The following is a 23,619-nucleotide window of genomic DNA, read 5'->3' as shown; positions in this document are numbered from 1 at the left end:
TGACCGGCCCGGAACAGGTATCGTTCCCCCCTCAGCGCCCTGGCGAACGTCTCGCCGGGGCGCCTTGCAGAAGGACGTCTCATGTCTCGTCGTCTCTCCCCGGTCATACCCGGCTTCGGGTTGACCCTGGGATTTACCCTGAGCTACCTCGCGCTGATCGTGCTGATCCCGCTGGGCGCCATGTTCCTCCACGCCAGTCAGCTGACCCTCGGGCAGTTCTGGTCACTGATCACCGGGCGCCAGGTGCTGGCCGCCCTGCAGCTGTCCTTCGGCACCGCGCTGCTCGCCGCCTTCGTCAACGGTATCCTCGGCACCCTGCTGGCCTGGGTGCTGGTGCGCTACGAATTTCCCGGTCGCAAGCTGATCGACGCCATGGTCGACCTGCCCTTCGCCCTGCCCACCGCCGTGGCCGGCATCGCCCTGACCGCGCTCTATGCGCCCAACGGGCTGATAGGTTCGCTGTTCCCCTTCAAGATCGCCTACACCCCCATCGGCATCACCCTGGCGCTGATCTTCGTCACCCTGCCCTTCGTGGTCCGCACCCTGCAGCCGGTGCTGGCGGACATCCCCAAGGAGATCGAGGAAGCTGCCACCTGCCTGGGCGCCCGCCCCTGGCAGGTGTTCCGCTATGTACTGGTGCCAACCCTGCTGCCGGCCTGGCTGACCGGTTTCGCCCTGGCCTTCGCCCGCGGCGTAGGCGAGTACGGCTCGGTGGTGTTCATCGCCGGCAACATTCCGTTCAAGACCGAGATCCTGCCGCTGCTCATCGTCTCCAAGCTGGACCAGTACGACTACACCGGGGCCACCGGCATCGGCGTGTTCATGCTGCTGGTGTCCTTCGTCATGCTGCTGCTGATCAATCTCCTGCAGCGCCGCATCCAGCCCAATATTTAAGGAGTCCGCATGAGTCTCATGACGTCGACCAAAGCCGATGCACGGGCCAGGGCGCAGCGCACGCCGGTAGCCATCGCCCTGATCGCCAGCGCCTGGCTGATCTTTCTGCTGATACTCGTCCTACCTCTATATATGGTGCTGACCCAGGGCCTGGCCAATGGCATCGGCGCCCTCTGGGATGCCATCAGCGAACCGGATGCCCTCTCGGCCCTGAAGCTGACGCTGTTCGCCACCGCCATCTCGGTGCCCCTGAACCTGGCCTTCGGCCTGGCCGCGGCCTGGTGCGTGACCAAGTTCGAGTTCACCGGCAAGAGCCTGCTGATCACCCTGATCGACCTGCCTTTCTCGGTCTCGCCGGTGATCGCCGGTCTCATCTATGTGCTGCTGTTCGGTGCCCAGGGCCTGATGGGCCCCTACCTGCAGAGCGTGGACGTGCAGATCGTCTTCGCCGTGCCCGGCATCGTGCTGGCGACCATCTTCGTCACCTTCCCCTACGTGGCCCGCGAACTGATCCCGCTGATGCAGGAACAGGGCACCCAGGAGGAAGAGGCGGCGCGCCTGCTGGGCGCCAGCGGCTGGCAGCTGTTCTGGCACGTGACCCTGCCCAACGTGAAATGGGCGCTGATCTATGGCGTGGTGCTCTGCACCGCCCGGGCCATGGGTGAGTTCGGCGCGGTGTCGGTGGTCTCCGGGCACATCCGTGGCCTGACCAACACCCTGCCGCTGCACATCGAGATTCTCTACAACGAATACAACATCGTCGCTGCCTTCAGCGTGGCGATCCTGCTGCTGATGATGGCCCTGGTGATCCTGCTGCTGCGGCAGTGGAGCGAAAGTCGCCTGAGCCGCCAACTGCAGCACCGTGATGAGGAATAAGGCGCCATGAGCATCGAGATCCAGGGTATCAACAAGCGTTTCGGCGCCTTCCAGGCGCTCAAGGACATCAACCTGCACATCGAGAGCGGCGAATTGGTCGCTCTGCTCGGCCCGTCCGGTTGTGGCAAGACCACGCTGCTGCGCATCATCGCCGGCCTGGAAGCGCCGGATACCGGCAACATCGGCTTCCACGGCGAGGACGTCTCCGGGCGCGACGTGCGCGATCGCAACGTCGGCTTCGTGTTCCAGCACTACGCCCTCTTCCGCCACATGACGGTGTTCGACAACGTCGCCTTCGGCCTGCGCATGAAGCCGCGCCGCGAGCGACCCAGCGAGGCACAGATCGCCAGCAAGGTGCACGAACTGCTGAACATGGTGCAGCTGGACTGGCTGGCCGACCGCTATCCCGAACAGCTCTCCGGCGGTCAGCGCCAGCGCATCGCCCTGGCCCGCGCCCTGGCGGTGGAGCCCAAGATCCTGCTGCTCGACGAACCCTTCGGCGCGCTGGATGCCAAGGTGCGCAAGGAGCTGCGTCGCTGGCTGGCGCGGCTGCACGAGGAAATCCATCTGACCTCGGTGTTCGTCACCCATGACCAGGAAGAGGCCATGGAAGTGGCCGATCGCATCGTGGTGATGAACAAGGGGCAGATCGAGCAGGTCGGTTCGCCCGGCGAGGTCTACGAGCAGCCGGCGAGCGACTTCGTCTACCATTTCCTCGGCGACTCCAATCGCCTGGCACTGGGCGAGCAGGAGCTGCTGTTCCGCCCCCACGAGGTAGAGCTCGAGCGAGAGGCGCGGCCGGGCTATCACGCCGCCGAGGTGCGCGACATCCGTCCACTCGGCGCCATCACCCGGGTGACCCTGCGGGTGCCGGAGCAGAGCGAGGTGATCGAGGTCGAGCTGGTCAAGGACCATCCGGTGCTGGCTGGCCTGCAGCGCGGCACCGCCCTGCACTTCCTGCCGCGTACGCCCTGAGGCGGGCGACGCGCGGCTGCGACGAAAGTCGTAGCCGCTATCGCCAGACAACGATTGCAACCTCTGGAAAGCTGGCTCCATGATCGAACCCTGTCGACGCCATCGCGGTGTCGACCTCGACCTGAGCACAAGAACAAGGAGGTCGCATGCCCCCGCGCTGGCAACTGGTACTGCCGCTGCATCTGCTGACCGTCGTCGGCGCCCTGCTGCTCTGGCAGACGCTGGCCTGGCCGACCGTGGTGGGCATCGGCCTGACGCTGGTGGCGGGTCTCTGGCCCTGGCTGGCAAGACGGGCCTCCGCACCGCCCACGACGCCTGCGCCGGCGCTCGATGACCTTACCCGCGATCTCTCGCGCAGCACGGCGCGCAACGCCGTGGCCATCGCCGGGGTCGCCTTTGCCGCCCAGCAACTGGCAGGCAAGGTGCAGTCCCAGGCCAGCGCCGCCGCACAGATCTCCAGCAGTGCGGCAGCCCTCACCCAGACCGAACAGGACAGCGCCGGCAGCGCCCGCCAGGCCCTGGAGGTGGCGCAGCAGGTGCACCAGCGCAGCGAGGCCGGGCGCGACGCCCTGAGTTCGGCGATCAGTGCCATCCGCGCCCTGAGCGATCATGCCCGCGAAAGCCGGGAGCTGATCGCCGGCCTGAGCGCCCGCACCGACAAGATCCAGCAGGTCACCGAGGTCATCCAGGCCATCGCCAGCCAGACCAACCTGCTCGCGCTCAATGCCGCCATCGAGGCCGCGCGTGCCGGCGAGCACGGACGCGGTTTCGCCGTGGTGGCCGATGAGGTGCGTGGCCTGGCAGCACGAACGTCCAGCGCCACCGGCGAGGTAGGGCTTATCGTCGCCGATATCGGCCAGCAGACCGACGCGGTGGTCCAGCAAATCCAGCAGTTGGCCGCGGCCCTGGAGGATGGCGTGCGCCAGGTGGAGCGCACCGGCGAAGGCCTACAGGAAATCGCCCAGCTGGCGCAGACCGCCGAGCGCCAGGCCGCGGATATCGCCCAGGGCACCGCGGCCAATCTCAGCCAGCTGGAAAGCCTGGCCCAGGCGGTGAATCAGGTGCACGCCGATCTGGCCGACAGCGAGCGCCAGACCAGTCGCCTGAGCACGGCTGCCGACGAGCTGGTGGACATGGCCGAAGCCAGCAGCGAACGCCTGGCCGAGATCGGCCTGGACGGCTATCACCAACGCATCTTCGAACTGGCGCGCCAGGGGGCGGACGCCATCGGCCGGCGCTTCGAGGAAGATCTCGCCACCGGCCGCATCACCCAGGACGCCCTCTTCGACCGCCAGTACCAGCCCATCCCCGGCTGCCAGCCGCCGAAGTACCGGACCCGCTTCGACAGCTACACCGATGGCGTGCTGCCGGCGATCCAAGAACCGCTGCTGGAGCAACATCCCGGCCTGGTGTTCGTCATCGCCTGTACGCCGGAGGGCTATGTTCCCACCCACAACAGAGCCTTCGCCCATGCGCCCACCGGCGACCTGGCGGTGGACACGGCGCGCAGCCGCAGCAAGCGCATCTTCGGTGACCGCACCGGCCGGCGCTGCGGCAGCCATCAGCAGCGGCTGCTGCTGCAGACCTACATGAGGGATACCGGCGAGGTGATGCACGATCTCTCGGTGCCGATCCTGGTGAACGGCCGGCACTGGGGTGGACTGCGTCTGGGTTATCGACCCGACAAGGTGAGCTAGGCGATTCTGAGCTGGCTGACGGCCAGCTTCCATACCGGGGCTTCCAGGCCGAGCATGCGCCCGGCCTTGTGCTCGACGAGGTCGTCGAGGGCGTCGTCCGGTGCCAGGCTCGCGGCATGGGCGGCCAGGTGCAGGATCAGCGACGGCTTCGGCAGCACCCCGTGCAGGCTGTGCACCGCCGCTACCAGCTCACGCAGTTCCAGCGGCAGGCGCCAATGGCGTTGCAGCTCTGCGGAAAATTCCAGGCTGTAGCTCATCAGGGCACGCTCCACCGCTGCCTCGTCGATCAGGCCGCCGCCGTCGCACCAACGCTGCAACCCCTGCAGCACGGCCAACTCACCCAGGCGATGCAGCAGGCCACCGGTATAGCAGCGCTCGGCATCCTCGCGGGTGTAACGGAGTGCCAGCAGCCGGGCGCAGTCGGCGGCGCGTTGGGCGAACTGCAGATAGCGCTCGGCGCGCTCGGCCAGCAGGGGATGGTCGAGCCGCGTCGCCCGCCGGAGACTCAGGCCCAGGACCAGGTTGAGGGTGAAGCCGACGCCAAGGCGCGGCAGGGCCTGGCTGAGGGTCTGACACGACTGCCCCACGCGCTGGGAGGCGCTGTTGGCCGCGGCGATCAGGGTCGCGGTGACCAGGGGGTCCTGGCCGAATTCCGTCTCCAGCTCGCCCAGGCTGCAACTGGCGCTATCGCGGCAGCGCTGGATGATGGCGGGCAGATCGGCGAACAGCGGTACGGCATCGATCTCGGCCGCCAGGCGTTGCAGATAGTCGTCCAGCGTTCCCCGCGGCTCGGCCTGACCGGTCTGGGGATCGTCGCCGGCAGGCGGCAACAGGCTGCGCAAGCGGCGCAACACCTCTTCGGCGGCGTAAGGCTTTACCAGATAGGCCGTGGGCGCCAGGCGCAGCGCGGCGCGCACATAGGCGGCGTCGGCCTGGTCGGAGAGCAGGATGACTGGCTGCGGGGGCTGGGCGCCGCGCTGGCGAATGCGTCGCAGCAGGTCGAGTCCATCGCTGTCGGCGGGGCTTTCGATGATGACCAGGGCGCATCTCTTGCGCCGATCCAGTTCGGCGAGCGCCTGGTAGCCATGGCCATACTCCTGGACCAGGGCATCGGCGCGCACGGCCAGGATGAGCGACTTGAGCAGGTCACGGGTCCAGGGATTGGCGTCGACGATGAGTATCAGGGGCGGCATCCCAACCCACTCCTGCTTGAGGTAAGCGAAGCGGCGGATAATGCTTCAAACGCGGGCTTTCTGCCAAGCCCGTCACAGCCGAACCGCCCTCTCCCGAGGGCGGCCGGCTAGCACTCAGGCCAATTCGGCGAAACACTCGCCGATAATGGCCAAGCCACGATCCAGCTCGTCGTCACTGGCGGTCAGGGGCACCAGGATGCGCAGCACGTTGCCGTAGCTGCCGCAGCTAAGCAGGATCAGGCCCTTCTGGCGCGCGCGGACCACGATCTGGCTGGTCAGCTCGGCATCGGGCTGCTCGATGTCACCACCCTTGCCCAGCTCCATGGCGATCATGGCGCCCAGGCCCCGCACGTCGCAGATCTGCTGGTGCCTGGCGGCCAGTTCGCGCAGGCCGGCGGTTAGGCGTTCGCCCACTGCCTTGGAGCGATCCAGCAGGTTCTCTTGCTCGAAGGTCTCGATCACCGCCAGGGCCGCGGCGCAGGCGATGGGGCTGCCGGCATAGGTACCGCCCAGGCCGCCGGGAGCGACGGCATCCATCACCGTGGCGCGACCGGTCACGCCCGACAGCGGGAAACCACCGGCGATGGACTTGGCGAAGGTCACCAGGTCGGCATCGACGCCCATCTGCTCCATGGCGAAGAAGGTGCCGGTACGACCGGCGCCGGACTGGACTTCATCGGCGATCAGCAGGATGCCATGGGTGTCGCACAGCTTGCGCAGGCGCTGCATGAATTCCTTCGGCGCGGCATAGAAGCCGCCCTCGCCCTGCACCGGTTCGAGGATGATGGCGGCCACATCGCCGGGCGCAGCATCGTTCTTGAAGATGCGCTCGACGCTGGCGATGGCGTCATCGACGCTGATGCCGTGCAGTTCGCAAGGATAGAGCGCGCGATAGACGCCGCCAGGCATCAGGCCCATGCCGGCCGAATAGGGCGCGACCTTGCCGGTCAGCGACAGGGTCATCATGGTGCGGCCGTGATAGGCGCTGGAGAAGGCGATGACGCCGGCGCGCTGGGTGGCGGCGCGGGCGATCTTGATGGCGTTCTCCACGGCCTCGGAGCCGGAATTGAACAGCACGCTCTTCTTCGGGAAGTTGCCCGGCACCAGTTCGTTGAGCTTTTCGCAGACCTCGACGTAGGGCTCGTAGGCCAGCACCTGGAAGCAGGTGTGGGAGACCTTGGTCAGTTGCTCCTGCACGGCTGCCACCACGCGCGGGTGCAGGTGACCGGTATTGAGCACGGCGATGCCGCCGGCGAAGTCCAGGAATTCGTTGCCTTCGACGTCCCAGACCTTGGCGTTCTCCGCACGGGCGACGAAGATCGGGTGGGTCTGGCCAACGCCACGGGCGACGGCGGCACTGCGACGGTGCATCAGGGAATCATTGGTGTGGCTCATTGCAGTCCTCGATGGCCGCTCATCGTGCGGCCGGCTACGGGAAAAAGCGCGGACTGGATTCCGGGCAGCATACGATGATCGACTGCCAACGGCCCGGCATCCGCGCCGGGGGAAAGCGCTGCATCGGCTGGGGCCGATGGTCTTCGACGGTAGAGCCGTCTCAGCCCGACCTACGACGGTACATAGGTCGGGCTGAGCGCAGCGAAGCCCAGCAGGTTCTGCTGAAAGCGGATCAGATGCCCAGGCAGAGGTACTTGATCTCCAGGTAGTCCTCGATGCCGTACTTGGAGCCTTCGCGGCCCAGGCCCGAGGCCTTGACGCCACCGAAGGGTGCGACTTCGTTGGAGATCAGGCCGGTGTTGATGCCGACCATGCCGTACTCCAGCGCCTCGGCGACGCGGAACACGCGGGACAGATCGCGGGCATAGAAGTAGGAGGCCAGGCCGAACTCGGTGTCGTTGGCCAGTTCGATGACCTCGGCCTCGTCCTTGAAGCGGAACAGCGGCGCCAGCGGGCCGAAGGTCTCTTCCTTGGACACCTTGGCGCTGCGCGGCACCTCGGCGAGGATGGTCGGTTCGAAATAGCTGCCGCCATTGGCGTGGGCCTTGCCCCCGGCGATGACCTTGGCGCCCTGGCTCACGGCGTCGTCGATGTGCTCCTTGACCTTGGCCGCGGCCTTGGCGTCGATCAGCGGGCCGATGGTCACGCCCTCTTCCAGGCCGTTGCCGACCTTGAGCTTGGCCACGGCGGCCTTGAACTTCTCGGCGAAGGCGTCGTAGACGCCGTCCTGGATGTACAGGCGGTTGACGCAAACGCAGGTCTGGCCGGCGTTGCGGTACTTGGAGGCGATGGCGCCTTCCACGGCCTTGTCCAGGTCGGCGTCGTCAAAGACGATGAAGGGCGCGTTGCCGCCCAGTTCCAGCGACAGCTTCTTGATGGTGGGCGCGCTCTGCTCCATCAGCTTGGCACCGATCTCGGTGGAGCCGGTGAAGGAAATCTTGCGCACGATGGGGTTTTCGGTCAGCTCGGCACCGATCTCGGTGGCAGAGCCGGTGACCACGCTCAGTACGCCCTTGGGAATGCCGGCGCGCTCGGCCAGTTCGGCCAGGGCCAGCGCCGAGTACGGGGTCTGGCTGGCGGGCTTGATGACCATGGTGCAGCCGGCGGCCAGGGCCGGGCCGGCCTTGCGGGTGATCATCGCGGTGGGGAAGTTCCACGGCGTGATGGCGGCGGTGACGCCGATGGGCTGCTTGATCACCAGGATGCGCTTGTCGGCCTGGTGGCCGGGGATGGTGTCGCCATAGATGCGCTTGGCTTCCTCGGCGAACCACTCGATGAAGGAGGCGGCATAGGCGATCTCGCCCTTGGCCTCGGCCAACGGCTTGCCCTGCTCCAGGGTCATCAGGCGGCCCAGGTCATCCTGGTTCTCGATCATCAGCTCGTACCAGCGCCGCAGCTTGGCCGAGCGCTCCTTGGCGGTCAGGGCACGCCAGGCCGGCAGGGCACGGTTGGCGGCATCGATGGCACGCCTGGTCTCGGCGCGGCCGAGCTTGGGAATGGTACCCAGGGTCTCGCCGGTGGCGGGGTTGTCCACCTTGACGCTGGCGCCGCTGTCGGCGTCGATCCAGGCGCCGTCGACATAGGCTTGCTGGCGGAACAGGGAAGCATCTTTGAGCTGCATTACGGTCTCCTTGGCTGAAAGGGCCGGAAGCAAGGGCATGGCACCCCTGCGCCTGCGATGAAGTCAGGCTTGGAACCGGTGGACTGGCCACCGTTCAGTGCCCGCGTTGAACGTCCGAACCGCCACAAGCGTTCGAAATATTGAACGCATCCTAGGAGAATCCTGAACCCCTGTGCAAGTGCGATCGGGAGGTTTTCTCACCGGCTGTCCCACTGTTTATCCAGGCTCGTCTGCCACCGAAGAAACACTCGTTCAAAATCAACAACATCGTGCATTCGGGCATGGACGGTCAGGAGCAAGGTGAGTATGATGGCGACCGATTCAGCGTCACCGAATCGCTGCACTCGTAGCTCAGCTGGATAGAGTACTGCCCTCCGAAGGCAGGGGTCGTGGGTTCGAATCCCGCCGAGTGCGCCATCTCCCGTTCACCGCCGTCATGGTCCGGTGAACGTAAAAAAGCCCGCCATCGAGCGGGCTTTGTCGTTTCTGGCGGCTGAACCAAGCGCTTAGAGCGAGCTCTCAAGCACGTCTCACCTGTCGACGAGGCCAAGATGAAATCGCTGATTCCCTTCCTGTTGCTGCCCCTCGCCCTGGGCGCCTGTACCCTGCAGCAAGATCGCCCCGACGATCTTGGTCTGCCAAGCTGCGACCTGGAGCAACAACGCGCCTTGCCGGGCGAGCTGGGTGGGTCGATCAGCGATCCGCTGCAGGCGCATCTCTCCATGCGCGCCAATGTGCTGCAGGCGGATGTGAGCACGGCGCGGATCGCCAGGCGAATCAGTCAGCAGCAGGCGAACCAGTTCAGCGAGCGCATCGCTCAGGTGCGGCAGCGGAGCGATGCCTTCGTCAAGCAGCAAGGCTTTCTGAGCGCGGCGGAGCGGGCCAGTTTCGATCGGGAGTTCGATGGGATCGCCGAGCAGATTTGCAAGCCGCACTAGGCGACAAGCCCTACGGGTCGAAAGGCCCGGGCGCGACCGTTAGGATAGCGCAGCCGATCCGGCGGTGAGGTCTTGCCGCCCTGCTCTTCCAGCCCTGGGGACGCCCCCAAGATCGGTGGGCAGCGTTCCGGGACGGCCCGGTGTCACAGGAGGCCGTTCGTGGCTTGGTTCTATCTGATATGCGCGGGACTGCTCGAGGTGGTCTGGGCGTTCTATATGAAGCAGTCGGCGGGCTTCACCCGGGTCACGCCGACGCTGATCACCCTGGTCGCCATGGTGGCGAGCGTGGCGTTGCTGTCGATCTCCATGCGCAGCCTGCCGCTGGGCACCGCCTATACGATCTGGACCGGCATTGGTGCCGTGGGCGCCTTCAGCGTGGGCGTCCTGCTGCTGGGCGAGGCGGCGAGTCCGTTGCGCCTCCTGGCCGCGGCGCTGATCGTCAGCGGCCTGGTGCTGATGAAGCTGACCTCGTCCTGACGCTTCAAGGCGTGATGTCCACCTTCGCCTGCGTGGGCCGCGGGCGAGCCAGCCAGATGAACAGCAAGCCGCCGAGCAGGCCGCCCACGGCCATCGCCAGCAGGCCATCCAGGGTGCGGGTGGCATAGATCAGCACCGGTATGGGCGCGAAGGCGTCGATCAGGCGGATGGCGACGATAAGGCTGACGCTGGTGGCCAGCGGCAGCAGGCAGGCACGGTAGGGACCGCTACGACGAGCGAGCCAGAACGCCGCGGCAAAGGCTGGTAACCAGGCGGCGAGCACGATGGCGGCGTAGACGGGTCCGAAACCGAGCAGATCCTGCAGCGAGGTACGCCAGCGGGTCGCGCCATCTATGGGCAGTTCGAGTCCCTGGAGTGCGGCGAGATTGTACTGGGTCTGCACCAGGCTGCCCCAGGCGGCGGCCAGCAGCAGCGCCGCGGCGAAGGCCAGCAGCGAGCGGGGTTTCAACCAGGAGCGCCAGAGCGAATTCGACATGAGCGGACAGTCTCGACGAGAAACGATGAGGGTAGCGAAAGCCGATGCCTGGGGTAGACCTCAGTCGTTACGCAAAGCTTCCCGATACTGGGCCTGGCTCGCGGTGCTGGGCGCGCTGCTGGGGGCATCCTTGGCCCTGGCTGCACCGGCCTACCGGATCGAGACGGTGGCGAGCGGATTGCAGCGGCCCTGGTCGCTGGCCTTCCTGCCCGATGGCCGGGCGCTGCTGACCGAGGGCGTTGGCCGTCTGCGCGTTCTGGTGCCGGACGGCCGCGGCCGACTCGGCCTGCAGACGGAAGCCGTGAGTGGCCTGCCCGAACTGTACAGCGAAGGCCAGGCAGGGTTGTTCGAGGTATTGCCGGACCCGGACTTCGCCACCAACCGACTGCTCTATCTGTCCTACGCGGCAGGCACGCGCCAGGCCAATCATCTCAAGGTGATGAGGGCCAGGCTGGACGGCACGCGTCTGCAAGAGGTCCGCACCCTCTTCACCAGCCAACCGGCCAAGGCCTTCGGCCAGCACTTCGGCGCACGCATGGCGCTGCTCGGCGACGGCACCCTGGCCATCGCCCTGGGGGACGGCAATGTGGAGCGCACCGACGCCCAGCGGCTGGATACCCATCTGGGCAAGATCGTGCGCATCACCCGCGACGGCGGCGTGCCGCCGGACAACCCCTTCGTCAACCGCCCTGGCGCCCTGCCGGAGATCTACAGCCTCGGCCATCGCAATCCCCAGGGCCTGGTGTGGGTGGCCGAGCGCCAGGCGCTGTACGAGCACGAACATGGCTCCAAGGGCGGCGATGAATTGAACCTGATCCGTGCCGGGGCCAACTATGGCTGGCCGCTGACCACCGGCGGCGTGGACTACACCGGCGCGCGCATCTCGCCCTTTCGCGAGCTGCCGGGCATCGCGCCGCCGCTGCTGGAATGGACGCCCTCCATCGCCCCGGCCGGTCTGACCTGGTACGACGGCGCGGGCTTTCCCGCCTGGCGCGGTAGCCTGTTCGTAGCGGCGCTACGGGAGAAGGCGGTGCGGCGGGTGCCCTTGGTGAACGGCGTGCCGGGCGAGCAGGAGTTGCTGTTCCAGGAGCTGGACCAGCGCCTGCGCGACGTGCGCAGTGGACCGGACGGCACTCTCTGGTTGCTCACCGATGGCGAGGAAGGCCAGGTGTTGCGGGTGGTGCCGGGCTAGGGGCGGCTGGCGGGGTACGTCGGTGGCGGTCCGCCGATGCGGCCACGCAGCCCGTAGAAGCGGTCCATGACCGCGATGTGACGGGTAGTCTGCGCCGCTGCCGCTTCACACTCTGTTATCGCGGCCATGGGCCGCTCCTACGGGAGGTTTACGGTGCCTGAAGCGAGGCTCTTCGTCGAAACGACGAAAATCCCGACGACTCGTCAAACAAGAGACAACGACTCGACGCTCTGACGCTCACATTCGACCGCGCCGCTTCTTAAGCTGGAACCTCCAACCACGGAGGATCCGCCATGAAAGTCACCCTGCTCGGCGCCGGCCACATCGGCTACACCATTTCGCAATTGCTGCATGCCAGTGGCGACTACCAGGTGGCGGTGGCGGATCGTGACGAACGCGCCCTGGCGGCCATCGCGGCCCTGGGCGTACAGACCCGCCCCCTGGATACCGCCGATGCCAGCGCCCTGGCCGCCGCCCTGGACGATCAGGACGTGGTACTCAATGCCCTGCCCTATCACCTGGCGATTCCCGTGGCCCAGGCGGCCAAGGCCACCAATACCCACTACTTCGACCTGACCGAGGACGTGAAGGCGACCAAGACCATCCGCCAACTGGCCGAGGGCGCGAGCAATGCCTTCATGCCCCAGTGCGGCCTGGCGCCGGGCTTTATCGGCATCGCCGCCCATTCGCTGGCCAAGCGTTTCGACAGCGTGCGCGAGGTGAAGATGCGCGTCGGCGCCCTGCCGGAATTCCCCACCAATGCCTTGAAATACAACCTGACCTGGAGCGTCGACGGCCTGGTCAACGAGTACTGCCACCCGTGCGAAGCGGTGCGCAACGGCGAGCTGCAACTGGTGCAGCCGCTGGAAGGCCTGGAGCACTTCTCCCTGGATGGCGTGGAATACGAGGCCTTCAACACCTCGGGCGGCCTGGGCACCCTCTGCGAGACCCTGCAGGGCCAGGTGGAAACCCTCGACTACAAGACCGTGCGCTATCCCGGTCACCGCGACCTGATGAAGTTCCTGCTGGAAGACCTGCGCCTGGCGAATGACCAGGAGCAGCTCAAGGACATCCTGCGCGGCGCCGTGCCCACCACCATGCAGGACGTGGTGCTGGTGTTCGTCACCGTCAGCGGCCTGCGCGGCGGCAAGCTGGTACAAGAGGTGTTCAGCCGCAAGATCTTCGCCGCCGAGCGCGACGGTCGACTGACCAGCGCCATCCAGATCACCACCGCCGCCGGCATCTGCACCGCCCTGGACCTGTTCCGCGAAGGCAAGCTGCCGCAGCGCGGCTTCATCGCCCAGGAGCAGGTGGACATGGACGCCTTCCTGGCCAACCGCTTCGGCAAGGCCTATCAACCGGTCTGATCGACGAAGCCTGGCGGCGCATTTGGGGTCCATAAGGGTACGACCACCGTTAGAAGCTGTTCACGATCTGCTGCGCGTCGACCAAACGGCGTTGAAAAGCCCTTCGGAATGCTCATTTACTACTCGTAAACTCCGCTTCCTCAGGTGTTTTCGTGGGGCCGCCTAGGCCTTGTTTGGCTCTAGCTCGCGAGATCGTGAACAGCTTCTTAGAGGACCCCTTTTCATGCTCAGCGTCGCCATCGTCGGTTGCGAACAGATCCACGCCCAGGACTACCTGGACACCAGCCTGGCCGATCCGCGCGTGCGCGTGGTGGCCGTAGCCAGCGAACGCGATCCTGCCCGGGCCCAACGACTGGCCGCGCCCCATGGCCTGCCGGTGCTGGACGACTTCGCCCAATTGCCCCCGGTAGATCTGGCCTTCGTCACCACCGCCATCGACGACCACGAAGCGGCGGTGACCGCCCTGCTGCCCCGCGCCCGTCATTTGTTCGTGGAGAAGCCGCTGGCCGTCTCGGCCGAGCGGGCCAGATCCTTGGCCGAGCGACTCGCCGGGCGCTCATTTTTCAGCGGTTTCTATCTGCGCACCGACCCGGCCTTGCAGCAGTTGCGCCAGCTCGCGCGGGACGGCGCCATCGGCACCCTTTCGCACCTGTCGCTGACGGCGGGCCATCCGGGGCTGCTGGAGGGTTGGCTGAGCGAGTGGCCGGCCCACCTGGACGAGAAGCGCATGGGCTACGGCACCTTTGGCGATCTGGCGGTGCATCTGCTGGATTTCAGCACCTGGCTCACCAACCAGCCGCTGACGGTGGAGCATTGCCGGCTGGAGCAGGACGCGCGCTGGCCGCTGGATCATGGCGGCGAGGCACTGCTGTGGGCGGGAGACCTGCCGATCCATCTGCGCGCCAGTGCCGCCCTGCGCGGTCCGCGGCTGGCCATCCGCCTGGATGGCAGCGCGGGAACCCTGGAGCTCTCCGCGGGACGCCTGCTGCGGCACGACGCCCAGGGGAACCAGCAAGTGCTGGCCGACGACGTGGCGCCCGGGGTCCCGCAGGGCGCCACGGCGGTGTTCGATCACCTGCTTGGCCGCACACGCCCGGAGTTGGCCAGCCTGGCCGACGCCCTGGCGGCCAATCGCCTGTTGGACGACCTCTACCGGCGAACCTGAATGGCCAGCGACGCTCCCGGCAAATCGTCTGACTGAATTAAAGCTCGTCTGACGAGTGCCGATAGCCAGGGCATCCACTGCGCGACTCGGTTTTCCTCGGCTCAAAGGACAGGTTCATGGTCTGGTTCAACAATCTGGCGCTGGCGAAAAAGCTGGCCATTGCTTTCGGCCTGTGCAGCCTCATCACCCTCGGTATCGGGGCGATCGGCCTGCGCGGCATCGGCAGCCTCAACACCCTGTTGGACTCGGTGTTGAACAACAATATGAGGTCCATCACCCAGCTCAACGACACCAAGAGCAACGTGATCGGCCACAACCGCGATCTGTTCCGCCTATTGTCGATGGTCTATGGCAATGCTCCCCAGGCCGAGCAGGATCGTGTCATCGCCTCACTGCGTAGCAACCAGGCCGATGCCGAGAAGCCCTTCGCCGACTATCGCCAGACGCCCCTGGAGCCCGATGAAAAGGCCGCCGGGGATGCCTTCATGCAGGACTGGCAGAGCTATATCGCCGGGACCGAGACTGTCCTGGCGCGCCTCGCCGCCAAGGATACGAATGGCGCGGCGCAGTTGCTGAACGACCAGGTGCAGCCCGTTTATCGCAAGACCATGGCCTCGTTCAAGATCATGGTGAATTCCAACAAGCGCCAGGGCGCCGAATCCGGCGCCCTGGCGGTCACGACCTACCAACAGGCGCTCTGGACCCTGGGCGGCGGCATCCTGCTGGCCCTGGTCTGCGCCCTGGCGCTGGGTATCGTCATCACCCGGATGATCGTCACGCCGATCCGCGCAGCCGTGACCAGCGCCAAGCGCGTCGCCCAGGGCGACCTGACTCAGACCATCCAGAGCACGCGCCGCGATGAAGCCGGCCAATTGCTACAGGCCCTGGGCGGCATGCAGCGCAGCCTGAAGGATACCGTGCAGCGGATGGCCGGGGCCTCCAGCCAGCTCGCCACGGCCGCCGAAGAGCTGCATGCGGTCACCGAGGAAGCCTCCCGCGGCCAGGTGCGCCAGCACGATGAGGTGCAACAGGCCGCCACCGCCGTCAACGAGATGACCGCCGCCGTGGAAGAGGTGGCGCGCAACGCCGTCTCCACCTCCACCGCCTCCCAGGAAACCAGCCGCGAGGCCCAATTGGGCCGCGAACAGGTGCTGCAGGCTGCCCAGGCCATGACGGTGATGACCCGCGAGATCGGCGACTCCACCCAGAAGGTGCAGACCCTGGAGGGCCAGGTCCGCGAGATCGGCCAGGTGCTGGAAGTGATCCGTGGCATCGCCGAGCAGACCAACCTGCTGGCGCTCAACGCCGCCATCGAGGCCGCCCGTGCCGGCGAGCAGGGCCGTGGCTTCGCCGTGGTGGCGGACGAGGTGCGCGCCCTCGCCCACCGCACCCAAGGCTCCACCGGCGAGATCGAGCGCATGATGGGTGCGGTGCGTGGCAGTGCCGAAGAAGCGGTGAGCGCCATGCACAAGAGCCAGGCCCTGGCCGACGACACCCAGCAACGCGCCAATCGCGCCGGCGCGGCGCTGGATCGCATCACCGAAGGCGTGGCGCGCATCGAGGAGCGCAACCTGGTGATCGCCAGCGCTGCCGAGGAGCAGGCCCAGGTGGCCCGCGAGGTGGATCGCAACCTGGTGAACATCCAGGATTTGTCGACCCAGACCGCTACCGGGGCGCAGCAGACCGCCGCCTCCAGCCAGGAACTGTCGCGCCTGGCGACGTCCTTCCAGGGACTGGTGGCGCAGTTCCGCCTCTGAGTCCAAGCCCCGCCCGCGGGAACATTGCGCGGCGGCGCGGTTCTGAGCTGGACACCCAGAATGGATGCTCCCATGCGCTTCACCTACGACGCCCGCCGCAGCTATCGCCTGATCAGCCTGGACGATGGCCGGCTGGCGGGTCAGTTGCTCTGTGGCCAGCTGTACATCATGGTCGCGGGCGACGGCACCCAGCCGGCGCCCTATGCCCAGCTGGAGGATGACCAGTTGCGCACCACCGCGGGAGACCTGATCGGCTGTCGCGAGGCCGACATCCTCACCCTCCGGCGTACCGGTGCCGCCCTGCGCCTGGAGCCCGTCGAGCCCTAAGGCTTGTCTAAAAAGTCGCCGAGCGAAGGTGAGGCAAGGCAAAAATCAGCGAGGAAGCGGATCGGACTCGCGCTCGAGTTTACGAGTGGTAAATGAGCATTCCGAGTTGATTTTTAACGCAGCATCACCGATGCGCAGGCACTTTTCAGACAAAGCCTAGCGCGGACCGACAAAACCCGGGCCGCCCCCGGGTCCACCATGACCGCCCGGCCCGCCATGGCCACCGCCGCCAGGCGGTGGCATGAACCACCAGCAACCGGACAGCGACAGCAGTAAGGCCAGCACGGCCACCTTGCAGCTCTTCACCCACATCGACCTTCTCCTGCAGAGGGACCTCCCCTCGTTCCTGTCCTTGGACGCCTGGTGCTGGCGAAAGAACCGTAGCCGGGAGTAAAGCCTGGGTAAGAAGGCTGTCGAAACAGATACGTCTTCCGCGGACCGCAGGGAACCTCGACCGCGGTTTGCCTTTCCATTTCCTTGAACGTCATCGAAAAGGGGCCATTCAGCGCCCTTCTCATCGCTTCAGGAGATGTCATGTCCAGCGACAACCAGTACGCCATGCAGAACCCCCTCACCCAGTATCCCCAGCCGGAATTTCCCAAGCAGCCCCAGGAGGCGCCCGGCCTGGCCCAGGTGATGCAGCCGCGTCCCGACCATGGCGAGACCAGCTACAAGGGCTTCGGCCGGCTGGCCGGACGCAAGGCGCTGATCACCGGCGCGGACTCCGGCATCGGTCGGGCCACGGCCATTGCCTACGCCCGGGAGGGTGCCGATCTGGTGCTCAACTACCTGCCCGAGGAAGAGGCTGACGCCCAGGAGGTGGTCAAGCTGGTAGAAGCCGAGGGTCGCAAGGCTGTCTGCGTTCCCGGAGACCTGAAGGACGAAGCCTTCTGTACGCAATTGGTGACCCAGGCGAGGGAGGCCATGGGTGGGCTCGACATCCTGGTCAACGTGGCGGGCAAGCAAACCGCCGTGCAGGACATCGCCGAGCTGACCACCGAGCAGTTCGATGCCACCTACAAGACCAACGTCTACGCCCTGTTCTGGCTGTGCAAGGCCGCGCTGCCGCACCTGCCGGCCGGTGCCGCCATCATCAACACCACCTCGATCCAGGCCACCCAGCCTTCGGAGTTCCTGCTGGACTACGCCTCGACCAAGGCGGCCATCACCAACTTCACCAAGGCGCTGGCCAAGCAGGTCGCCAGCAAGGGCATCCGCGTCAACGCCGTGGCCCCCGGCCCCTTCTGGACGCCGCTGCAGCCCAGCGGTGGCCAGCCCCAGGAGAAGATTCCCAGCTTCGGTGGCGGGACGGTGTTCAAGCGTCCCGGCCAGCCGGCGGAACTGGCGCCCATCTATGTGCTGCTGGCCTCCCAGGAGTCGAGCTATGTGACCGGTGAGGTCTATGGCGCTACCGGAGGCATGGGCTAAGGGCCGTGGCGGCCTTCGATCCGGCTCGCCAGGACGGCTACGCGCCCCTGGCGGGCTACGCCGCCCTCTCCGACGGTCGTTCGGTGGCCCTGGTGGCGCCGGACGGCTCGCTGGACTGGTGGTGCGTGCCCAACATGGATTCCGCGCCCTTCTTCGACCGCCTGCTGGACGCCCCGGCCGGCGGTTTCTTCGCGATAACTCCGGTTGCCGACTACCACGTCGAGCGGGCCTACCGCGAAGACAGCAACGTGCTGGAGACCTGTTTCCACACCGCTGACGGTAGCGTGCGCCTGACCGAATCGCTCAACAGCGGCTCGGCCGGACGCCTGCCCTGGTGCGAACTGGGCCGGCGGGTGGAAGGCCTCTCCGGGCGGGTCGAGTTGCGTATCGAACTGGTCCCCGGTACCCAGGGCCAGACCGTCTCGCCCTGGATGCGCAGCACGCCCAATGGCGAGGTCATGCACGTCGATGGTGTGATGGCTACCCTGCGCCACTGCGAACGCCTGGAAATCCTCGAATGCGACGACCGCCGCCTGCTGGCGAGGCTGGTGCTGGAAGCCGGCCAGCGCAGCGTCCTGGCCCTGACCGCGACGGAGAACGAGCCGCTGGTGGTGCCCTCGCTGGACGAAGTGGACCAGCGCATCGACCGCAGCGACCAGGCCTGGCGCGAATGGGCCCAGGGCTTTGCCTACCGTGGCGAATTCCTCAGCGAGGTGAAGCGCTCGGCCCTGGCGCTCAAGCTACTGCTCTACTCGCCCACTGGCGCCATCGTCGCGGCGGCCACCACCTCGCTGCCGGAACGCATCGGCGGCGACAAGAACTATGAATATCGCTATGCCTGGGTGCGCGATGCGGTCTTTACCATCAAGGCCTTCTTGCGCCTGGGTGCCCTGGGTGAAGCTCAGGCGGCCCTGGCCTGGATCCAGAATGTCATCCGCCGCCATGGCAATCGCCTGCATACCTGCTTTACCCTGGAAGGCGAACTGGCCCCCGAGGAACGCATCATCTCGGTTCCTGGCTATCGCGACTCCCAGCCAGTGCGCGTCGGCAATCGCGCCAGCGCCCAGTGCCAGTTGAGTCTCTATGGCGACCTGCTGGAAACCTTCCGCCTCTATGCCAGCAAGGGCCATGTGCTGGACTTCGCCACTGCCAGCCTGCTCACCGACCTGGCCAATCTCTGCGCGGACAGCTGGCGCCAGCCGGATGCCGGTATGTGGGAGCTGCCCGAAGAGCGCCACTACACCCTGTCCAAGCTGGGTTGCTGGTTCGCCTTGGACCGCGCCGTGACCCTGGCCCGCGACGGCCATATCCCCGATGCCATGTGCGGCCGCTGGCAACGCGAGCGCGACCGCATCCGCGACTGGGTCAACGAACACTGCTGGAGCGAGCGCAAGCAGGCCTATACCTTCTATGCCGGTACCGAGCGGCTGGATGCCGGGCTGCTGCTGGGCATTCGCTTCGGCTTCGACGGCGGTGAGCGTTCGGTCAGCACCCTGGCGGCCATTCGCCGTGAGTTGGCCCATGGACCTCTGGTCTATCGCTACAGCGGGGCCGAGCAGGAAGAAGGTGCGTTCCTGGCCTGTTCCTACTGGATGGTCGAAGCCCATGCCGTGCTGGGCGAGGTGGACCAGGCGCGCGAACTGATGCGCGAGGTGCTGGCCGCCAGCCTCAATGGCGTCGGCCTGATGACCGAGATGCGCGATCCCCGTGATGGCGCGGCGCTGGGCAACTTTCCCCAGGGCCTGAGCCACCTGGCCATGGTGCATGCGGCGCTGATCCTGGAAGAGCCGGAGCCCGAGGCGTGAGCCACCTGGATTTCACCCGCCCGGTGGACGAGGTGGCGCGGCAACTGATCGGCACCACGCTCAGGGTCCAGGGCGTGGGCGGCCTCATCGTCGAGACCGAGGCCTACGATGGCGAGGACCCGGCCTCCCATAGCTTTTCCGGGCCCACGCCGCGCAACCGCGCCATGTTCGGTCCGCCCGGTCATGCCTATGTCTATCGCTCCTATGGCATCCACTGGTGCTTCAACCTGGTCTGCCGCGAAGCCGGCCATGGCGCCGGGGTGCTGATCCGCGCGCTGGAGCCGTTGTGGGGACTGGAGGTGATGCGCGAACGCCGGGGCGGACTGGCCGATCGCCTGCTCTGCGCCGGGCCCGGGCGGTTGTGCCAGGCGCTGGGTATCGATGGCAGCCACGATGGCCTGCCGCTGGACGAGCCGCCCTTCCTGCTGGAACCAGCCGCTGCCGAGGTAGCCGTGGTACAGGGTCCGCGCATCGGCATTACCCGTGCCCGCGAGGTACCCTGGCGCTTCGGCTTGGTCGGCTCCCGCTATCTCAGCCGTGGCTTCGCCAAAGCCGTTCCTTTGCTGGATAACGGCTAGGCTGAAGGCAATGGCCTCTGCCGCAATCTCCCGGAGTCTCGATGCACGCTCGCTATCTATCGCTATGTCTCCTGCTCCTCCCCCTGCTCGCCCAGGCCAGCCTGCGCTGTGGCCAGAATCTCGTCGAGGAAGGCGACAGCGTCGACCAGGTCCTGGCTGCCTGCGGCGCGCCGGCCGAACGCCAGGTCAACCCACCGGCACTGCGCAACAATGGCGTGCCCAAGTTCAACGCGGCCGAGACCCAGTTCTGGACCTATGGCCCGGCGAACGGCGCCTCGCGTCGCCTCAAGTTCATCGATGGCAAGCTGGTGGAGATCAGGTTGGTGCGTTAGGGACCGGGGGTTGTGTTCTGGTGGCGAAGCTCCATCGCGGTCCGCCGATGCCGTTGCTCCTACAGACGTAGTGTGGAAAACGGCGCAGCCTTTTCCACGAAGAGTTCGCCGCCGGGGTTCCCTCACCCCAGCCCTCTCCCAGAGGGAGAGGGGGCCTTGAGCGGATGCTCGTCTTCGGTCGCCTAGGCGATAAGACCGTTGTTCCACGGACTAGCCCGTACCGGTAGGAGCGGCCGCATCAGCGGACCGCCATGGCCGCGATAAGGCAAGTGCCCCTACAGCGATGTAGCCTGGGAAACGGCGCAACCTCCTCCACTGGGCCTCGGGGCGAAAGCGCCCGCACCCCGCCCAGGCCTTCGGCTCCAGCGGCCCTGGCGAACGGGTGATCGGCCTTGGTGCCCCCGCCCATGGCAGCAACTGTCTTTGTGCACTTTATCGCGGCCATGGGCCGCTCCTACAGGAAGAGGTACGCCGGTTTGACGTGATCTTTGCCGTGGCTGATGAAACTGAACGCCTGCTCGGATAGCCCCCTCTCCCCTCGGGAGAGGGTTGGGGTGAGGGCCTCCTCGCCACCAAGTCTCCAGTGGAAAAGGCTGCGCCGTTTTCCACGCTACGTGAGGTATCCCCACAGCGATAAGATAGTGGCTCCTGCAGACAAAAAAGAACCGCCACATGGGCGGTTCGAGAAGAGCACGACCTGAGGGTCGTGGACGTTAGAACTTGGCTTCCAGGTCCAACTGCAGGGTCTTGACGTCGGCGTTGTCGCGGAAGCGGCTGGCGGTGTCGGACTCGGCGAGGAAGTAGGTCAGGCCGATGCCGAAGTTCTTGTCGATGTCGTAGCCCAGCTTGAGCTTGTGCCCCCGGGCACCGGTCGAGCCGTTGCCGAAGTCGGAGTCGGTGAAGGCCCCCACCACCGCGTTGCGCTGGACATCGCGGTAGTTGTATTCCAGGCCCACCCGCTGCATCAGCTTGGTCTTGGCCCCCACCAGCCAGGCGGTGTCCTCGCCATCGTCGGCCTTGTCGTTGACCACGTACTGGCCGTAGAAGGACAGCGGCACCCACAACTTGGTCAGGTCCAGCTGGGCGAAGCCCTCGTAGAGCCGGAAGCGGTCGGTGGTGTTGCCGTTGGCCGCCAGGGCGCAGGGCGTAGTGACGGAGCCGGTGGTTGGGCAGGCGCTGTCCTTGTCGTTGTCGTAGGTATAGACGCTGCCGCCCACCATCAGCTTGGCGGCATCGCCCAGGTTGAAACGGCTGCCCAGCTGGCCGGCGTAGAGGCGCAGGTCATGCTTGAACTCGTAGCCTTCACCGTCGACGTTGTCCTTGAGCACGTAGTAGCCGGTGCTGCCGAACAGCTCGGCGCCACCGCCCAGGTCGTACCTGTAGGTGCCGGCCAGGCCTTCGGGATTGATGTCGCTATCCCAGATGACGTCGCCGGTGCTGACCCACGGCTGGTTCATCTTGCCGCCCACCAGGTGCAGATTCGGCAACGCCGTGGGGTGGTAGTCGATATAGGCCTGGTCCAGCCAGAGCTGCTTCTTGTCGAAGTAGTTGTTCAGGTCCTGGTTGGTGGAGCGGGCATCGTCGCCGCCACCGGTGGCGATGCGGATGCCGGTGTCCACCTGCGGATTGATCTCGCTGTAGGCACCCAGCCGGGCACGGATGCGCTGGCGGTCACGGTCGCGGCCGTTGTCGGGCTCGCCAGCGATGTCGATGCTCTCGTGGCGGACGCGTACATCGCCCTTGATCTGGGTCTTGGCGGCCCAGGCCAGTTTCTTCTCGAAGTCGGAGGTCTGCTGCTGCTGGGCGACCTGGGCGGCACGCGCCTGCTGCTCCTGCTGCAGGTCGCCGCGCAATTCGGCGTATTGCGCGGGGGTGATGGAGCCGTTGGCCTTGAGCATGTCGAGCAGCTTCTCATCGACCGCGGCACTCGCGGCGGCCGAGCAGGTGGCCAGGAACACGCCCGAGAACAGCGCCGTGAATCGATAAGGGTTGATAGACATCGGTAGATCTCCTTTCCAGATAATCCAGGCAGTAGTGGCTGGCGGTGCAGCCCTTCACAAAGCCGGGTCAGTCTCGGCAGAAGAGATGTCGTTTTGCTTGCCAGAAAATAAAATTTTTAATTCAAGCATTTGAATTAAAAACAAAATTTCATGGAATCTTCATGCACACCCATGGCCGCTCGGCGGTGCAAAGCGGCCAGCCGCCCTGGCCCGCCCCTTTCCAGGGGCCATGAAAAAGGCCACTCCGAGGAGTGGCCTGCGTGGGCAGCGACGAGACTCAGCCGAAACGACCGGTGATGTAGTCCTCGGTCTGCTTCTTGTCCGGCTTGGTGAAGATCTTGTCGGTCTTGTCCACCTCGATCAGCTCGCCCAGGTACATGAAGGCGGTGACGTCGGAACAGCGCGCCGCCTGCTGCATGTTGTGGGTGACGATGACCACGGTGAACTCCTGCTTGAGCTCGGCCAGCAGTTGCTCGATGCGCGCGGTGGAGATGGGGTCCAGCGCCGAGGTGGGTTCGTCCAGCAGCAGCACCCGCGGCCGCAGGGCGATGGTGCGGGCGATGCACAGGCGTTGCTGCTGACCGCCGGAGAGGCCCAGGGCGCTCTGGTTCAGCTTGTCCTTCACCTCATCCCACAGCGCCGCGCCGCGCAGGGCCTGCTCGACGCGATCCTGCAGCTCCACGCGCGACAGCCGCTCGTGGTGGCGGATGCCGTAGGCGACGTTGTCGGCGATGGACATCGGGAAGGGCACCGGCTTCTGGAACACCATGCCGATGGTGCTGCGCAGGCGGCTCAGCGAATACTTGGGATCGAGGATGTTCTCCCCGTCCATGAGGATCTCGCCGGTCGCTTCCAGCCCCGGGTATTCCGAGTAGATGCGGTTGAAGATACGCAGCAGCGTGGACTTGCCGCATCCGGACGGGCCGATGATGGCGGTGATCTGCTTGGCCGCGATGTCCAGGTTGATCGACTTGAGCGCCTGGTGGCCCTTGTAACGGAAGCCGACGTCGCGCGCCTGCAGTTCCGGTATCTGCGTCTGCATGGTA

The 23,619-nt window shown here is 66.2% G+C and carries 22 protein-coding genes, 1 tRNA gene and 1 pseudogene; 17 read left to right on the top strand and 7 right to left on the bottom strand.

Annotated elements, in window-relative coordinates:
* Positions 1–81: 81 nt before the first annotated feature.
* The 4 genes from cysT (at position 82) to AR540_RS20015 (ending at position 4,442) form a co-directional block, all read left to right on the top strand.
* Positions 82–894 (top strand): sulfate ABC transporter permease subunit CysT, encoded by an 813-nt coding sequence (gene cysT, locus AR540_RS20030; RefSeq protein WP_059231362.1) that lies wholly within the window; start codon positions 82–84, stop codon positions 892–894.
* An 18-nt stretch (positions 895–912) separates the two neighbouring features.
* Positions 913–1,770: a sulfate ABC transporter permease subunit CysW gene (gene cysW, locus AR540_RS20025; protein ID WP_236712096.1), complete on the top strand. Its 858-nt coding sequence runs from the start codon at positions 913–915 to the stop codon at positions 1,768–1,770.
* A 6-nt stretch (positions 1,771–1,776) separates the two neighbouring features.
* Positions 1,777–2,745: a sulfate/molybdate ABC transporter ATP-binding protein gene (locus AR540_RS20020; RefSeq protein ID WP_059231357.1), complete on the top strand. Its 969-nt coding sequence runs from the start codon at positions 1,777–1,779 to the stop codon at positions 2,743–2,745.
* Positions 2,746–2,891: 146 nt separating this feature from the next.
* Positions 2,892–4,442: a methyl-accepting chemotaxis protein gene (locus tag AR540_RS20015; protein WP_059231355.1), complete on the top strand. Its 1,551-nt coding sequence runs from the start codon at positions 2,892–2,894 to the stop codon at positions 4,440–4,442.
* Here the strand turns inward: AR540_RS20015 and AR540_RS20010 are convergent.
* The 3 genes from AR540_RS20010 to gabD all read right to left on the bottom strand — a co-directional run bounded on the left by AR540_RS20010 (position 4,439) and on the right by gabD (position 8,711).
* The gene (locus tag AR540_RS20010; RefSeq protein WP_059231353.1) at positions 4,439–5,635 is read right to left on the bottom strand and encodes an HDOD domain-containing protein; all 1,197 of its coding nucleotides are present in this window, start codon (positions 5,633–5,635) and stop codon (positions 4,439–4,441) included. The two genes, AR540_RS20015 and AR540_RS20010, sit on opposite strands and share 4 nt — an antisense overlap.
* A 114-nt stretch (positions 5,636–5,749) precedes the next feature.
* Entirely contained in the window at positions 5,750–7,030 is a 1,281-nt protein-coding gene (gene gabT, locus AR540_RS20005) for a 4-aminobutyrate--2-oxoglutarate transaminase (protein ID WP_059231351.1), read from the bottom strand.
* A 232-nt stretch (positions 7,031–7,262) separates the two neighbouring features.
* Positions 7,263–8,711 carry an NADP-dependent succinate-semialdehyde dehydrogenase gene (gene gabD / locus AR540_RS20000; protein WP_059231349.1) on the bottom strand — a complete coding sequence of 483 codons (1,449 nt, stop codon included), beginning with the start codon at positions 8,709–8,711 and terminating at the stop codon, positions 7,263–7,265.
* A gap of 340 nt (positions 8,712–9,051) precedes the next feature.
* On the opposite strand from gabD, the gene AR540_RS19995 reads away from it, so the two are divergent.
* The 3 genes from AR540_RS19995 to AR540_RS19985 all read left to right on the top strand — a co-directional run bounded on the left by AR540_RS19995 (position 9,052) and on the right by AR540_RS19985 (position 10,126).
* Positions 9,052–9,128, top strand: a tRNA-Arg gene (locus AR540_RS19995).
* Between the two features lie 134 nt (positions 9,129–9,262).
* Positions 9,263–9,649 carry a hypothetical protein gene (locus AR540_RS19990; RefSeq protein WP_059231347.1) on the top strand — a complete coding sequence of 129 codons (387 nt, stop codon included), beginning with the start codon at positions 9,263–9,265 and terminating at the stop codon, positions 9,647–9,649.
* 159 nt (positions 9,650–9,808) lie between these two features.
* On the top strand, positions 9,809–10,126 hold the full coding sequence (locus AR540_RS19985) for a DMT family transporter (protein ID WP_059231344.1): 318 nt from the start codon (positions 9,809–9,811) through the stop codon (positions 10,124–10,126).
* A gap of 4 nt (positions 10,127–10,130) precedes the next feature.
* Here the strand turns inward: AR540_RS19985 and AR540_RS19980 are convergent, their stop codons facing one another.
* Entirely contained in the window at positions 10,131–10,622 is a 492-nt protein-coding gene (locus AR540_RS19980; RefSeq protein ID WP_059231342.1) for a hypothetical protein, read from the bottom strand.
* Positions 10,623–10,752: 130 nt separating this feature from the next.
* Between AR540_RS19980 and AR540_RS19975 the strand changes: the two genes are divergently transcribed.
* The 6 genes and pseudogenes from AR540_RS19975 (at position 10,753) to AR540_RS19955 (ending at position 16,430) form a co-directional block, all read left to right on the top strand.
* Positions 10,753–11,814: a PQQ-dependent sugar dehydrogenase gene (locus AR540_RS19975; RefSeq protein WP_082707073.1), complete on the top strand. Its 1,062-nt coding sequence runs from the start codon at positions 10,753–10,755 to the stop codon at positions 11,812–11,814.
* A 293-nt stretch (positions 11,815–12,107) separates the two neighbouring features.
* The gene (locus AR540_RS19970) at positions 12,108–13,181 is read left to right on the top strand and encodes a saccharopine dehydrogenase family protein (protein ID WP_059231338.1); all 1,074 of its coding nucleotides are present in this window, start codon (positions 12,108–12,110) and stop codon (positions 13,179–13,181) included.
* 223 nt (positions 13,182–13,404) lie between these two features.
* Positions 13,405–14,346: a Gfo/Idh/MocA family protein gene (locus AR540_RS19965; protein WP_059231336.1), complete on the top strand. Its 942-nt coding sequence runs from the start codon at positions 13,405–13,407 to the stop codon at positions 14,344–14,346.
* 116 nt (positions 14,347–14,462) lie between these two features.
* Positions 14,463–15,245, top strand: a pseudogene (locus tag AR540_RS26660) (MCP four helix bundle domain-containing protein); the annotation flags it as partial.
* Positions 15,240–16,103, top strand: coding sequence for a methyl-accepting chemotaxis protein (locus tag AR540_RS26655; protein WP_442963808.1), 864 nt, complete (start codon positions 15,240–15,242; stop codon positions 16,101–16,103). The pseudogene AR540_RS26660 and the gene AR540_RS26655, both read left to right, overlap by 6 nt.
* Before the next feature lie 72 nt (positions 16,104–16,175).
* Complete coding sequence (locus AR540_RS19955; RefSeq protein ID WP_059231332.1) at positions 16,176–16,430, top strand: hypothetical protein; 255 nt, start codon at positions 16,176–16,178, stop codon at positions 16,428–16,430.
* 156 nt (positions 16,431–16,586) lie between these two features.
* Here AR540_RS19955 and AR540_RS25805 read toward each other — a convergent pair whose 3' ends face one another.
* Positions 16,587–16,742: a hypothetical protein gene (locus AR540_RS25805; RefSeq protein ID WP_177339263.1), complete on the bottom strand. Its 156-nt coding sequence runs from the start codon at positions 16,740–16,742 to the stop codon at positions 16,587–16,589.
* 222 nt (positions 16,743–16,964) lie between these two features.
* On the opposite strand from AR540_RS25805, the gene AR540_RS19950 reads away from it, so the two are divergent.
* Genes AR540_RS19950 through AR540_RS19935 form a run of 4 tightly spaced genes read left to right on the top strand, consistent with a single transcriptional unit; the run spans position 16,965 to position 20,573 of the window.
* Complete coding sequence (locus AR540_RS19950) at positions 16,965–17,858, top strand: SDR family oxidoreductase (RefSeq protein WP_059231330.1); 894 nt, start codon at positions 16,965–16,967, stop codon at positions 17,856–17,858.
* Positions 17,859–17,863: 5 nt separating this feature from the next.
* A complete protein-coding gene (locus AR540_RS19945; protein WP_059231327.1) occupies positions 17,864–19,663 on the top strand; it encodes a glycoside hydrolase family 15 protein in 1,800 nt (599 codons plus the stop codon).
* A complete protein-coding gene (locus AR540_RS19940) occupies positions 19,660–20,241 on the top strand; it encodes a DNA-3-methyladenine glycosylase (protein ID WP_059231325.1) in 582 nt (193 codons plus the stop codon). The genes AR540_RS19945 and AR540_RS19940 overlap by 4 nt, the downstream gene beginning before the upstream one ends.
* Before the next feature lie 41 nt (positions 20,242–20,282).
* Positions 20,283–20,573 carry a DUF2845 domain-containing protein gene (locus AR540_RS19935; RefSeq protein WP_059231323.1) on the top strand — a complete coding sequence of 97 codons (291 nt, stop codon included), beginning with the start codon at positions 20,283–20,285 and terminating at the stop codon, positions 20,571–20,573.
* A gap of 713 nt (positions 20,574–21,286) precedes the next feature.
* Here AR540_RS19935 and AR540_RS19925 read toward each other — a convergent pair.
* Positions 21,287–22,573, bottom strand: a complete 1,287-nt coding sequence (locus tag AR540_RS19925) for a putative porin (protein WP_059231319.1) — start codon at positions 22,571–22,573, stop codon at positions 21,287–21,289.
* 277 nt (positions 22,574–22,850) lie between these two features.
* Positions 22,851–23,615, bottom strand: a complete 765-nt coding sequence (pstB, locus tag AR540_RS19920; RefSeq protein ID WP_017638707.1) for a phosphate ABC transporter ATP-binding protein PstB — start codon at positions 23,613–23,615, stop codon at positions 22,851–22,853.
* Between the last annotated feature and the right edge of the window lie 4 nt (positions 23,616–23,619).

Source organism: Pseudomonas sp. EpS/L25 (genome assembly GCF_001512295.1).
Taxonomy (GTDB): Bacteria; Pseudomonadota; Gammaproteobacteria; order Pseudomonadales; family Pseudomonadaceae; genus Chryseomonas.
This window is presented reverse-complemented; position numbering and strand designations above follow the sequence as displayed.